The organism is Amphibacillus cookii (genome assembly GCF_016908375.1).
Classification (GTDB): domain Bacteria; phylum Bacillota; class Bacilli; order Bacillales; family Amphibacillaceae; genus Amphibacillus_C; species Amphibacillus_C cookii.
The window spans coordinates 180,941-194,267 of the sequence record NZ_JAFBDS010000004.1 but is presented as its reverse complement, the minus strand read 5'-3'; the positions used below and the strand labels follow the sequence as shown (position 1 = coordinate 194,267).

The 13,327-nt window shown below is 36.7% G+C and carries 11 protein-coding genes and 1 pseudogene; 7 read left to right on the top strand and 5 right to left on the bottom strand.

The features are described from left to right. Window positions 1–181: 181 nt before the first annotated feature. From JOE23_RS07515 to JOE23_RS07500, 4 genes are all read right to left on the bottom strand, one after another. Entirely contained in the window at window positions 182–871 is a 690-nt protein-coding gene (locus JOE23_RS07515) for an ABC transporter permease (RefSeq protein WP_204437170.1), read from the bottom strand. Beyond that, entirely contained in the window at window positions 864–1,790 is a 927-nt protein-coding gene (locus JOE23_RS07510) for an ABC transporter ATP-binding protein (protein WP_204437168.1), read from the bottom strand. The genes JOE23_RS07515 and JOE23_RS07510 overlap by 8 nt, the downstream gene beginning before the upstream one ends. Window positions 1,791–1,882: 92 nt before the next feature. Beyond that, complete coding sequence (locus tag JOE23_RS07505) at window positions 1,883–2,812, bottom strand: sensor histidine kinase (RefSeq protein WP_204437167.1); 930 nt, start codon at window positions 2,810–2,812, stop codon at window positions 1,883–1,885. Beyond that, entirely contained in the window at window positions 2,809–3,510 is a 702-nt protein-coding gene (locus tag JOE23_RS07500) for a response regulator transcription factor (protein WP_204437166.1), read from the bottom strand. Before JOE23_RS07500 ends, JOE23_RS07505 begins: the two co-directional genes overlap by 4 nt. Before the next feature lie 798 nt (window positions 3,511–4,308). On the opposite strand from JOE23_RS07500, the gene JOE23_RS07495 reads away from it, so the two are divergent. Next, complete coding sequence (locus JOE23_RS07495) at window positions 4,309–7,227, top strand: glycosyl hydrolase 115 family protein (RefSeq protein ID WP_204437165.1); 2,919 nt, start codon at window positions 4,309–4,311, stop codon at window positions 7,225–7,227. 467 nt (window positions 7,228–7,694) lie between these two features. On the opposite strand, the gene JOE23_RS07490 is transcribed toward JOE23_RS07495, so the two are convergent. Then, window positions 7,695–8,564, bottom strand: coding sequence for a hypothetical protein (locus JOE23_RS07490; RefSeq protein ID WP_204437153.1), 870 nt, complete (start codon window positions 8,562–8,564; stop codon window positions 7,695–7,697). A 221-nt stretch (window positions 8,565–8,785) separates the two neighbouring features. Here JOE23_RS07490 and JOE23_RS07485 point away from each other — a divergent pair, with 221 nt between their 5' ends. From JOE23_RS07485 to JOE23_RS07455, 6 genes and pseudogenes are all read left to right on the top strand, one after another. Beyond that, the gene (locus tag JOE23_RS07485; RefSeq protein ID WP_204437151.1) at window positions 8,786–9,205 is read left to right on the top strand and encodes a hypothetical protein; all 420 of its coding nucleotides are present in this window, start codon (window positions 8,786–8,788) and stop codon (window positions 9,203–9,205) included. Window positions 9,206–9,434: 229 nt separating this feature from the next. Further along, on the top strand, window positions 9,435–9,566 hold the full coding sequence (locus JOE23_RS18075) for a hypothetical protein (protein ID WP_275581461.1): 132 nt from the start codon (window positions 9,435–9,437) through the stop codon (window positions 9,564–9,566). Window positions 9,567–10,331: 765 nt separating this feature from the next. Next, window positions 10,332–10,811: a hypothetical protein gene (locus tag JOE23_RS07475; protein ID WP_204437150.1), complete on the top strand. Its 480-nt coding sequence runs from the start codon at window positions 10,332–10,334 to the stop codon at window positions 10,809–10,811. Between the two features lie 604 nt (window positions 10,812–11,415). Further along, a pseudogene (gene rhuM / locus JOE23_RS17885) lies at window positions 11,416–11,811 on the top strand (RhuM family protein); the annotation flags it as partial. A gap of 160 nt (window positions 11,812–11,971) precedes the next feature. Continuing rightward, window positions 11,972–12,577 carry a DUF3267 domain-containing protein gene (locus tag JOE23_RS07460; RefSeq protein WP_204437149.1) on the top strand — a complete coding sequence of 202 codons (606 nt, stop codon included), beginning with the start codon at window positions 11,972–11,974 and terminating at the stop codon, window positions 12,575–12,577. A 552-nt stretch (window positions 12,578–13,129) separates the two neighbouring features. Beyond that, complete coding sequence (locus JOE23_RS07455) at window positions 13,130–13,321, top strand: hypothetical protein (RefSeq protein WP_204437148.1); 192 nt, start codon at window positions 13,130–13,132, stop codon at window positions 13,319–13,321. The last annotated feature ends 6 nt before the right edge of the window (window positions 13,322–13,327 follow it).

Here is a 13,327-nt window from a genome sequence, read left to right as displayed (position 1 = left end):
TCATCTAATTTTTCAAGTAGTAATTTTAGCTATGATACTACCAAGTTAGTCTAATGGGAATAACATAGAGTTTTATTTTGCTATCGGGCCAGATTGTTGCTTGTGAATCTATAGATAGCTAACCATGTGTGTAAATCAATATAAAAAAATCAAGGGGAGATGCTACATCTCCCCTTGATTTTTAAAAGTCAGCTTTTACTGCTTTTGTAATAACGAGATGGGCAATCAAAAATCCAAAGATTCCTAGTGAAATCGGGATCGCAATAAATGAAAAAAGGTTGGTACTACTGTTTGTCGATGAAAAGATAACCGCAATAATCAGAATAGAGGAGGTAATCGTTGCTGGTACAGAATATTTTCTCATCCCAAAGAATAACGGTATTAAAGCCATTCCAGCAGAACTTAGTGCAATCAAAACCGTGCGAAAGGCTCTTTCAGTTAACATATCTTGTGTGATGGGTTCACTGATGTAGTGAAAAGTTGAATTTATAAAGGCAAAACTACCAAATACAATGATGTTCGAGAGAATGACAAAGACGAAGGTTAACATACTTATGATAAGAACTTTTGCTACTAAGAGTTTTTTGCGGTTAATTGGATACATAAACAACACAGAGATTGTCTTATCTCTAAATTCTTCTATAATCATATGAGAGAGAAGAACGGAGGCATAAATAACAAAAGCAGCTACGATAAATATTTCCATCAACATAAATACACTTTCATAGCTCGTTAAAAATTCTGCAGTAGCCTCTTCATCTAGTCCGAACAATAAAAACGAACCGATAATTCCTGCATTAATATACAGGAAAGTTAATAGCATACTTCCAATATTCATCTTACGCATTTCCAATTTTATTAGGCTACGCATCTTTATTACCTCCTTCAATTAACTGTAGAAAATAATCCTCTAGAGATTTACTTTTTTTGGTAATCGATCCAACTTCAATCTGGTGTGTAACCATTGCATGAATAATATCATTTTGCGAAATGTTACTATCATAGATATGAATCAAACCATCGCGTTCTTTTATTTTGAACTTATCGATATTTAATTCACTTTCTAGGACAAATGCAGCTTTCGCTTGCTCTTTCACAATTAACTCCACATGTTCTACATGTTTGCTTCGTATCAGATCCATCGAGGCCTCTTCTAGTAGTTTCCCTTCTCGTATCACACCTATCGTATCTGCAATCTGCTCGATCTCACCGAGAATGTGGCTGGAAATCAATAAAGTCATGCCATACTGTCTACTAAGGTTTAAAAACAAGTCACGTAATTCGCGTATTCCTACGGGATCTAGTCCATTTAAAGGCTCATCTAGTATTAGTAGATCTGGTTTCGTGATAACCGCTCTTGCAATGGCTAACCTTTGCTTCATTCCAAGAGAAAATTCCTTTACGATTTTTTTTTCAATGTTAACTAAGTTTACTAGCTTTAGTGCTTCAGAAATGGCGCCTTTATTGTAATAGCCCATGTATTCGCAATGGAGCTCAAGGTTCTTTCTAGCGGATAGCTTTTCATAAAAAACAGGATATTCAATGATACTCCCCATTCTTTTTAACACCTCATAGGAAGTGGGATTTAATTTTTCGCCTAAGACTTCAATTTCTCCGCCAGTTGGTTTTACAAGGTTCGTTATCATCTTCATGAGAGTCGTTTTCCCTGAACCGTTAGGACCGAGAAATCCATAAATCTCCCCTTTTTTCACCTTCATATTTACCTCTGATACCACTTCTTTTCCTTTGTAAGTTTTAGTTAAGTTGTGTGTTCGAATAATATAGGTCATCTTCTTGCCTCCATTTCGATCTATCTAAACTATAGCAAAGGAAAATGTCTTTTTTATTACCAATTCCTTAAGTAAATCTTACGTTTTCAAAATTAGACTTTTTTGAATGTCAGGACAAAGGTAGTCCGATTAGAAGGAACACTAGAAAATGCTATCTTTCCTTGCATCTGTTCTGTCAGTCGTTTACTAATCGTTAAGCCTAAGCCACTTCCTTGTGTAAATTCGCTCTTCGAATCTTTAACTGTATAGAGACGCTCAAAAATGCGGTCCTGTTCGGAATGGACGATTCCTTTTCCTTTATCTGAGACTTCAATCGTTACAAGTTCGTTATCCTCATATAATATTAAGCTGACGAAATTGCCGTCTTTTCCGTACCGAATCGCATTTGATAATAGGTTATTTAAGATACGAATCAAGGCATCTTCATCACCATAAAGATAGAGAGGTTTTTTGGGAATATCTATTTCTACGTCAAAGCCTTTATGGACTAACGTATCATAATAATCCACTATAACTTTTCGACACACTTCATTGATGTGGATAGACTTGAAGTCTAGTTTCCAGTCACCGGACTCAAGTTTTGCCAAATCAAAGAATTTATTAATAAGACTTGTTACATCGATCACTTTTACAGATACCTTGGCTACCATAGCAGCGCGCTCTTTGGGTGTATAATCCTTATCGTATTGTAGGTTTTCTAAATAGCCTAAAACTACGGTTAAAGGCGTTTTTAGGTCATGTGAAATATTGGTTAGCATACGGTTCATAGACATGCGCATACGAGCATTATCAGCTACGTATTCTTGATGGTAATCAAGCAAGTGATTGATTTCAATTAACAGTCCCCTTAACTCTTTGTGCTCTGTCATTAATAAAATACGGTCTAATGAATCGTTGGAGATGAGATGATTGACCTTGTTAGATATGTATCGCAGATTGCTGTCGAACCTTCTCTTGGAAAGGTATTGCCTTATGAGTAATAGAAGCAAAATAAGTATAATAATAGATAATATAATGATCATTTACTTAGCTCCATTTTATAACCAATTCCCCAAATGGTTTTTATATATGTTGGTTTTGAAGGATCATCTTCAATTTTACTCCTGAGCCTTCTGATATGAACATTTATAACATTATCGTCCCCGTAATAGGCATCTTTCCAAACGCTTTCAAAAAGTTGACCTTTGGTAAATACCTGATTGGGATGTGCGGCTAGTAAACTTAATAGTTGAAATTCCTTTGCCGTTAAGCTGATTCCCTTTCCGTTTTTTAAGACTGTGAAGTTATCCAAATCAATGATAAGGTTCAGTACGGCTATTTTATTTCCTTGATTAGCAAAAGGGGTCTGTGTGTACTGATTTGATCGTCGTAATGCAGCATTTATTCTTGCGGTCATTTCAATTAAGGAAAATGGTTTTCCAATATAGTCATCTGCTCCAAATCCGAGTCCTAGAGCTTTGTCAACATCACTATCTTTTGCAGACATGATTAAAATTGGTAGTAAACTTTCTTCACGGATTTCCTTTACAATATCGATCCCGTTCCTAGATGGGAGCATTAAATCAAGCAGTATTAAGTCAATTTTTTCTTGAGAAAAAAGCGTTATTGCTTCATCACCATCAAATGCAGAGACAACCCTGTATCCTTCTTTCTTAAGATGATTAGCAACCATTTCATGAATCTGTTCATCATCTTCTACTAATAAAATCAATTCGTTCAAGTTGTTTCACCCTTTCCTTGAAAAAACGAGGTTCATCATTGTCATATAATCCTTCATTTCTTCCATGTACGATACTATTTCTCTATTATAGCAGTGAATTTAAAGGGATAGAGTGAATCTTTTTTATAATATATTTAACTACATTTATAACCACAACGGAGAACCGTACCATAAGTAAATGAGGTTTTTTAAAAAAGTGTCTGTAATAATGTTGAGAAACAGTTTATGGCGAGGGAAGGTTATGTGTTATTAATAGAGAGTAGATAGCTATTAATTTTTTCGCCTTAGCCTTGTAAAAGATACACACATATTTACAAAAATTGAACATAAGAATTTTTTCATAAGCTTCTTTTTGTTCATTTACATAATTACTATTGGTGGTTAATAAGCATGTCAATTTTCGAGATAAAACAAACAGGTATAGTTCGGTGAAGCTGCGATTCATTGTTGTAATTGACTTTAATTATTGCTCGTCAAAAAATTACAACAATTTTATCTTCTTAGATGTTAATATTTAACTAACGTAAACTATATTCACATAAGGGGTTGAGAAAAGACCTCTAAAATGAGAAAAAATAAACCATAGCCGATAATTTGCATGTAAATTATGGTATAATTGGCGTTGGAAAAGACTGAAGGAATACTTTGTCTGATCTTTTTTGGTAACGCTTTCATAATTGGCGGGGTGATTTAAAAGCGAAGTTAATATGAAATGAGCTACATGGAGCTGAGGCAGCGAAAAGCAAGGCAGCTACGAACGAAGAGACTTAAAATATTTCTTATAGAGAGGGTTTTATGATGAAGTTTGTAATCAATCGAGACATGTTAAGTAAAGACACGGAGACAGGGGCATTATTTTACCTTGAGCAAGATGCATTTAGCGGAGTAAACAAAATAGCCAAAAAGGTGATGGGTGATTTGGCATTGGTGTTTGGCCATGCACCCGAGCAAACCTCAGATAGAGCGGTGCTCGGCAAACAAGCGGTTATCTACGGAACGGTAGGTCATAGTCCGATTCTAGCAGAGTTTGAGCAACAAAATAAGCTTGATCTATCAGAAATAGCTGGCAAAAGAGAGGTCTATTTATTTCAAGTTATTCAGCAGCCATTTGAAGGTGCTGAGCAGGCGCTTGTCATTGCAGGGAGTGATAAGCGGGGTACAATATATGGTCTGTTTCATTTGTCGGAGCTGCTTGGCGTTTCACCGTTGGTAGATTGGTGTGATGTGAAGCCAGAGCGGAAAGAAACATTTGCCTTGGCTGGTGACCTGAAGGAAGTTTCTAGGGAGCCTTCTGTACGTTACCGTGGCTTTTTTATTAATGACGAGTGGCCAGCCTTTGGGAACTGGACAACGCATAACTTCGGCGGCTTTAATGCCAAGATGTATGATCATGTCTTTCAGCTCTTGCTTAGGCTGAAGGGAAACTACCTTTGGCCAGCGATGTGGTCGGCGCGCTTTAATGACGATGGACCAGGATTAGCAAATGTTGAGCTAGCGGATGAGTACGGCGTTGTGATGGGGGCGTCGCATCACGAGCCTTGTCTGCGCTATGGTGAGGAGTATAAATACCTGCGTGGGAAGGATTCAATCTATGGTGATGCATGGAATTTCATTTCAAACCGTGAGGGAATCACAAAGTTTTGGGAGGATGGTCTGAAGCGTACGGGTCATTTTGAAAATGTCATTACAGTCGGGATGCGTGGTGAGCAAGATACAGCCATTATGGGCAAAGGGGCAACGCTGGCTGATAATATTGCTATGCTGCGCGATGTGCTCCAGACACAGAATCAACTCATTCGTGACCAGGTTAATCCGAACCTTTCTGAGGTGCCTCGAATGCTAGCCTTATATAAGGAAGTCGAGCCCTTCTTCTATGGCGACAAGGATACGCCGGGGTTAATGAACGCGGAGGAGCTTGAGGATGTCATCCTGATGCTTTGCGATGATAATCATGGCAATCTCCGGACGCTACCAACTGAGGAAATGCGTGATCATAAAGGCGGCTACGGGATGTATTATCATTTCGATTATCATGGCGGGCCGATATCATACGAATGGATCAACAGCTCCTACTTACCGAAGATATGGGAGCAGATGAGTCAGGCTTATGACTTCGGTGTCCGTGATCTTTGGATAGTCAATGTTGGTGATATAGCGACGCAAGAATTCCCCTTATCCTTCTTCCTAGATATGGCTTATGATTTTGATAAGTGGGGGACAAAGGCTGTCAATAAGACGGATGACTATACGGCGCAATGGATCGAGCGGAACTTTGCCCGAGCCTTTTCTAGCGAGGATCGAAGCAAGCTTTTTAACCTTTTGACGGGCTATACAAAGATCGCGCATAAACGTCGACCTGAAACAATGAATGTTAATGTCTATCATCCCGTTCATTACCGGGAAACGGATCATACCTTGGCACAAATCGATGAGCTCCTAGCTATTGCTGATGACCTGTATCAGCGTGTCGATGCTGAGCATATGTCAGCCTATTTCGCACTTGCCTACTATCCCGCTGTCGGGAATCTGAACCTACAAAAAATGTGGCTCCTTACCGGGAAAAACAATGCCGCTGCCAAGCTAGGTAAAATTGAAGCCAATCAGCTTGCGGACGAGGTTAGAGCTTGTTTGATAAGGGATCAGGCATTGGTTGAGCAATACCATACGATTGATGATGGGAAATGGTATGGCTTAGGTCTGTCTGAGCATATCGGCTTCACACACTGGAATGAGGATGAGAATCAAAACCCCATTCTATCGCAGGTGTGGCCAGCGAATAAGCCAAGACTTGTTGTTACTGTCGATGGAACCGAGCAGCATACCGAAGGCTCACCTTGGCATAGCCCTACATTAGAGATCAATGACTTTTTGCAGCCACATATAAAGGAAGCATCGTTTACGATCTCGAGTGTCAGTGATAAGCCGGCAGATTACACAGTTACGTGTGAGCATAAGTGGCTCAGCTGTTCAAAAGTGCGTGGTAGCTTAGATGGTCAGGAAAAAACGACCGAGGTTATTACCGTGCAGATTGATCGTACGGCAATGGCTGGGGAAACAGAAGGGAAAATCGTCGTCGATCTGCCAACTGGAGCATGTATACTTGTCGTCCAAGCCACTGAATCTAATTATAGTGAGTGTGAGTGGCCAGAGAAAACCTTCATTGAGACGAACGGTTATATCTCAATTGAAGCGGAGCATTTTGCTTTGAAGCAGGATGCTGAAAACGACCAAGGCGAATCGCATCAATTCATCGTGCTGCATGGCTACGGAAAAACGTTATCAGCCGTCAAACCCTATCCGACAACGACCTATTTTGAGACTGGCAAGGATGCACCTTATCTTGAATATCATGTTGTCCTATCGGAAGCCGGCAACTATGAGCTCGAGCTTTATCGACAGCCGTCTAATTCTGTCACGACCGATAATACATTATTCTGTGGGATTCAAGTTAATGATGAAGAGGTTCGCAATGAAAATCTCTTACCTGAAGGCTACCGCGTTGATGATCACAGCTGGGGTCAAGGAGTGCTAAATAACATTCACAAGCACACGAGTAACATACGTGGTAAAAAGGGCTTAAATACCTTACGTATCTATGCCACCAGCCCTGGGCTTGTCCTTGAAAAGTTGGTCATTTATCCGGAAGGTAACAAACCAGCAGACAGCTATCTCGGACCAACTGAAACGTATTATGTTAGGAAACAAAATGAGCGATAACTAAAACACACCAAAAAGGCTTTCGATTCCTTTAATCAGGAATCGAAGACCATAATAAAGAGTTGCGTGATTCATCGGAATAATGATGAATCACGCAACTTCTAAACGATCTCTTAATTTATAGAGTGCAACTATTTATAAAGGCCTTGAATTAAAATTATACAGCTAATCTATTGAGTACATCGTCTGCCATGTCATAGAATTCCGTTAATCAGCTAAAATGGATTTTCCTTGATAAATTTGAAGAGTGAGATTTTTATTTTCATTCCACAGTAGAATGTTCACTTGATAGGAAGGCTTCAGAAACTTCTCCTACTTCTTCCATAAGCTTTATTAAGAAGTAATTCGGGTAACTTAGGTTAATTTTTTGCAATTTCTATAAATAGATAAACGGATTTTTCCATAGGTTGGAATCCCTTCTAATGTCATTTATAGAATTGCTTAAAATTGCGAAGCTCAAGTATACCTCAACTAAGCAATTCTTTAATTACTACTATAGCTGTAATAGCACAGATAAACAAAAAATCTTTTTTTAAGACTTTTTCTTTCAAGAAGATAGAAGAATAGATAACGCCGTAGAATGAGGTCATATTTAAAAATATCCATCCTAAGGAAGCAGCATTACTTGCTGTCACTATTACGAACGTGAGTTGAGCAATAATAGTTAGAAAACCTCTACCAATATATAGGGAGGCCCCTTTAAGATTGAAAGAAATATCAGATTTTTTAAGTTTATTTGTAAATAAGAATAAGACAAAAGAGATAAAAAATCTTATATATAAAGTTACTATAGTAAAACCAATTACTAAGTATGGATCTCCCTTGTATTCTGAAACTAAAATAGGCGATAAAAATGATTGAATTACTAATAATGGAACAATGACAAAGATACCAAGTAAATATTTATTTATGTCCTTAGAAGAATTTTTTAACCAAAAATATACCATTAGCGTAGTAAGTATAGAAATCAGGTATGTAGAAATTTCAAATACACCTGTTGCTAGAAAAACTGCTATGGGAATAAACACGTCGGCTGTTTTTGCAGCAATAGCTGATTCGAAGATTGTCATATTTTTAAATAGATAGGAGTATCCCATTGCCACAAATTGGACTATCAAACTATAAATATATACTTTATAGTCTGTGAATATATCTCCTATAGGAAAATAAAGACTAATGATAAAAACTAACGAAATAGTATACAAATTATTATATAGATTAACATCTATTACTGAATTTTTTTTAAATCCAATTTGGTACCTATCGATAACGCTTATAATCCCCCTTGAAGAAGATGAAACTATTGCTAGAGCAATTATTACTAAAGTATTGTCCATACTAAACTCCTTATGTTTAGTTGTTTTTCAGATATTCAAATCAATTGACATTATACGATTAAAAAACTAATGTACATATTTTCAAGAACAATTCCATATAGTTAATAATATTAACAAAAGCTGCATTTCTCTTCAAGATTGCGGTATAGTTATTTTGTGCTAACTATAAAAATACAAAGGAGTAGGAATATAAAGATTTTAGTTCTGAAGTTAAAGCAATATTGGAAGAATTGTATGGAGAGTGTATTTCTTGTGAACATGGACGAGTTGGGTTTTGTAACGTACAGCCAGGGGAACAGCTTTGTTATCATGCTCATTCGCATATTGTTCCTGTAAAAGGAGATTTGATCCCCTTGTTTGAAAAAGAGGGACTTTATCCGTATAAAATACAAGGTGATAATACTTTGTTTTCAGAGTATGCTAAATATGGGCACTACTTATTTTACGAAAACAATAAAGGTGAACAGTTCATTATTCAAATTAATCAACCTATTAGAAGACAATATCTAAGATATCTTACAGCAACTTTACTTGGTAAACCAGAACTAGCTAGTTGGTCGGAATACCCAGAGTATGAAAAGTTATCTTTAGCAGTTACAAAAGTTAATGAATATGTTGAATCTAATAAATTAAAAATTTAAAATATTAGTTTTAGTACAAAGGAAAACAGAAATAGGAATCCTAGTGTATAAAGAATTCTGTAGATCCTATTTTTGCTAGAAACCACAACGAAGTCATTTCTAAATCGAGGCGAAAAAATGTATGCACCTAGGAAATAAAAGTGTGATTCTCTTTCTGGAATTAGCGATTTCCTATCAGGATGACCAAGGGGTTGAATATGAAGTTTTTATTGATTGAGGGGGCTGTTTGATGTACGGCCATATTAATATAAGAATAAATATGGGATCCAATGGATTCGATGTCCGTGCATGTGGTGTTCTAGCAAAGGACCAGAAAGTTATTGTTTCATGTGGAGCAGACGGAACAATAACACTTTCGTGATGCAGTTAAAACTGGTGAAACAACCTCCGAAGCCATTGTTAGGGAATTTAAAGAAGAGTCAGGCCTGAATGTTCAACCGCAAGGGCTAATCGCCATTATTGAAAACTTCCTTATCTATGAAGGGGTAAAGGGTAAAGTGTCATCAACTTATTTATGTTTATCGGTTAGCTTTTGTGCAAGAGGAAGCTGGATTGCCTGTTTTAAAAGGAGAAGAGACGATGTATACGCAAGGGGTTGATCATGATAATCTTGAAAAGATCACGCTAAAGTCACACGTTATGAATCAGCTCGTCAAGGACTCTTTATTAGGAATTTGTCAGGGCATCAGGCATATCGTAAATAGAGATATAGACTAATAACATCAAACCACAATAAGAAAATAAAAATAACCGTCTATAATAGTAGCCTGCATTGGTGATGAAGCATCGGCCATTGTCGGGTTATTTTTTTGTCCATCTCTAAGGGCACTGTTTTATTAAATAAGGTTCTAGTTCGCTATCTGAACCTTTAACTTTTGTTAAAGAATATATAACAAATCCAGATGATGTTAAAAAAATATCTGCAGATATCGCTTCAAAGTTTAAGAATTACAGGATAGAGAGATTAGATAAACAAATTAAGTGGAAGATTAATATTATTTCAGCCATTGAAAGTTTCTTGTTAGCTTATTGGGAAGATGAGAAAATAGAGCTAAGTTGATCAGAACAGACGAAAATGCAGAAAGCTGCAAAAATATGTTATGCTTTAATTGGAAGGAGATGGCGTATGGTGTTACGAAAAATGCTAGTTTCTCTTTGTTTATTACTCATGCTTGTAGCTTGTGAAGAAAGTACCCACATGGATGGTAGTAGCGCCAATTGGCAAGCCACTTACCATAGAAATGATCAACTTGTCATAAAATACATTGGCAATGAATCCGCGCCTTCCCAGATAACGTATGAAATATCACATAACTCGAAAACACTAGATGGAACTAGACGCTGTTATGATGATCTTTTATCACTAACATTCGAACAGGACAGCATTGATATGGATAAAGATTTTATGGTCACGATTGAGTGGGAGGAAGAAGTAGAAACCTTCAATATTAATTGGATAGTGTTTGGAGTGACATCATATTTATATATGGAGTCAGTCGAGTATAGTTATGTTTATATAAATATGTTTTTATCCGTTTTTTGGATCGTTGGCTTTTGCACTGAACTTTCTTCGGAGACCACTAACTGGGGTATAGTTTACTATTAATCATCAAAGCTTTTTTGAAATTTGAAAGTACTAATTAAATGCAATGGTTGATAGTAAAGCTGCAAAAACCACCAAAATAAAAGTGGCAGATATAATTATCCTACGTTTTTGTTTGTCCGTAACATAAACTTTATCAGAGACAATATCAAGAATATTTGATAGTAATATTATTGAAAACACAGGTAGTATTATTGGACCGTAAATAGCAATTATACCTAAAATTATAGATAACAAGTCAGATTTCATCCTTTCATCACACATTTACCAATTTTTTGAATTTATAATAATTAAAACACAAATACTTTTGTGTATCAATATTAAATGTTAATCCTGCGTAAAATCAAGGGTGAAAGTTGAATTAAGTAATACCGTATTTTAACAAATTAAATAAAATGCAGCCCCTTAGAACTTAGAAAAAGTCTGAAGGAGTCTTTTAAATTAAAAGATAATTAACAAAACGAGAACAAACGTTCTTGTTTTGCTAATGTAATAAATGTTTAAATGGTATAATAGTACATATTAGAAGATAGGTAAGTGACATTCAAGAAAGAGACTGATAACAACGGAAAATGAAACTAGTATCTAATCTACCAAACAGTTCCGCCAATGGGCTACTAAACGTTTAAATGAATATCTGGTTAAAGGTTTTGCAATGGATGATGATCGTCTTAAAGATATGCGTAATTTTGGACAAGATTATTTTGATGAACTACTTGAACGAATTCGTGATATTCGTGCTTCAGAGAAAAGGTTCTAGCAGAAGATAACTGATATCTACGTTACATCCATTGACTACGATCCTAACGCAATAATTACACAGGATTTCTTTGCTACGGTTCAAAATAAACTTCATTTTGCAATCCATGGTCAGACGGCTGCTGAACTGATAGTAAATAGAGCAAATGCAAGGAAAGAAAACATGGGGCTCGCTTCATGGAAAAGTGGTAAAGTACGCAAGAATGATGTTACAGTTGCTAAAAATTACTTATGTAGATGGTAGCTCTATTTTCCGCAATTGTTGGCTCAAAACGATGCATAAGCGATTCACTTCATCCGCAATAATGTAGGATCTAATCAAATCTAACTGAGTCGTAGGAGGTAATGGCGATGGGACGTAATAGTCTATGTCCTGTTAGATTGTGGCTGAAAGGGGGATAGTGATGAATTTAGTTTGGAAAGGAATTTATAAAAGTAGCGATCAGCTTCCAGTGGGGGATCTACCAGAACATGCGGTGAAGTTTAAAGAGCCGAATACAATGGTAATGATGAATATAGTAGCATCACTGTTTATCATACCAGTCATCATGTTGGTTTTACTAGCTATTATTATTAAAACTATGTTATGGGGAATTTCGTTGGAACTTGTTTATATAAATATATGGGGTATTTTATTGGCGTTTTTAACGCTTCTTCCTCATGAATTTTTACATGCAATTTTATTTCCTAAAGATAAGGAAGTAGAACTGTGGGTTAGTCCAAAAGCTTTTATGGCGTTTGTCGTATCTACTGCACCAATTTCCAAGAGGCGATTTATCTTTTTGTCATTATTACCAAATATCGTGTTTGGATTGATTCCGCTAATTATTTGGATTTTTATTCCCGAGGGTTTGGCTATAACCGCGATTTTCTTTACATTTGCAAGTGTAAATTTATTATTCGGTGTTGGTGATTACCTAAATGTCTTTAATGCTATAGTCCAAATGCCAAAAGGATCTATGCAGCAACTTTCAGGGATGAATTCTTATTGGTATTTGCCAAAAAAGTAAATCAATTAACGTAAGGAACAAAAAAGGAGAGAGGTTAAGCGAGGTTGGGACAAAAGTAAAAGACATAAGATCAAATACGAATGATCCGTTTGTTTTGTGAATGGATGATTCGTATTTATTATATTAAAACGAATGATACAAAATAGCAGAGGAAATATGCGACACTCTAGCGGGAACAGCACGAGCTGAAGATCCATTCAGTAAAACGCTTTTGGCTTTACTGAATTAGCTGAAGCCGTGCCCGCAGAAAGGGAGTATATTTCCTCTGCGGGTATGTGATAAACCTACACCTGCTAACATCATTCGTATTTGGAGAGCATATTTATGTTATGTCCCGGCCTCTTCCTAAGAAATTATACTATTCGATACTTTTAAGCGCTTCAGTGTATTTATCGCATACTAAAACATCAGGGAATATTTAGTCATAGTCTTGGCATCGGAATCGCCGCCAGTCTGCCATTCGCACCAAGCATCGCCAGGCAAAGCAAATATCTTGGCAAACAAACGATGCGGAAAATTAGCAATATGAACCTAACTAGCGGTTCAAACAACTTGTTTAGGTCATTCGGTGAAAAACAAAGTGGCTTACAAAAATGGCTTGGCAACCGTCAAGTTCACCCCGCCTTCGCTGGCAATGTCCTGGACGTGCCGATGCGCGTGATGGATAGTGGGCATATAAACAAGAAGTTGGATGGATTAAGTCGAGTTAAATACCAAATTCAATCCATCCAATCTATTGCATAATAAAAC

What these genes read in the sequence shown, in the direction of transcription:
- JOE23_RS18075 (WP_275581461.1), top strand. Translation starts at nt 9,435, where the DNA reads ATGTACGGCCATATTAATATAAGAATAAATATGGGATCCAATGGATTC.
- JOE23_RS07475 (WP_204437150.1), top strand. Translation starts at nt 10,332, where the DNA reads ATGGTGTTACGAAAAATGCTAGTTTCTCTTTGTTTATTACTCATGCTT.
- JOE23_RS07515 (WP_204437170.1), bottom strand. Translation starts at nt 871, where the DNA reads ATGCGTAGCCTAATAAAATTGGAAATGCGTAAGATGAATATTGGAAGT.
- JOE23_RS07495 (WP_204437165.1), top strand. Translation starts at nt 4,309, where the DNA reads ATGAAGTTTGTAATCAATCGAGACATGTTAAGTAAAGACACGGAGACA.
- JOE23_RS07510 (WP_204437168.1), bottom strand. Translation starts at nt 1,790, where the DNA reads ATGACCTATATTATTCGAACACACAACTTAACTAAAACTTACAAAGGA.
- JOE23_RS07505 (WP_204437167.1), bottom strand. Translation starts at nt 2,812, where the DNA reads ATGATCATTATATTATCTATTATTATACTTATTTTGCTTCTATTACTC.
- JOE23_RS07490 (WP_204437153.1), bottom strand. Translation starts at nt 8,564, where the DNA reads ATGGACAATACTTTAGTAATAATTGCTCTAGCAATAGTTTCATCTTCT.
- JOE23_RS07460 (WP_204437149.1), top strand. Translation starts at nt 11,972, where the DNA reads ATGAATTTAGTTTGGAAAGGAATTTATAAAAGTAGCGATCAGCTTCCA.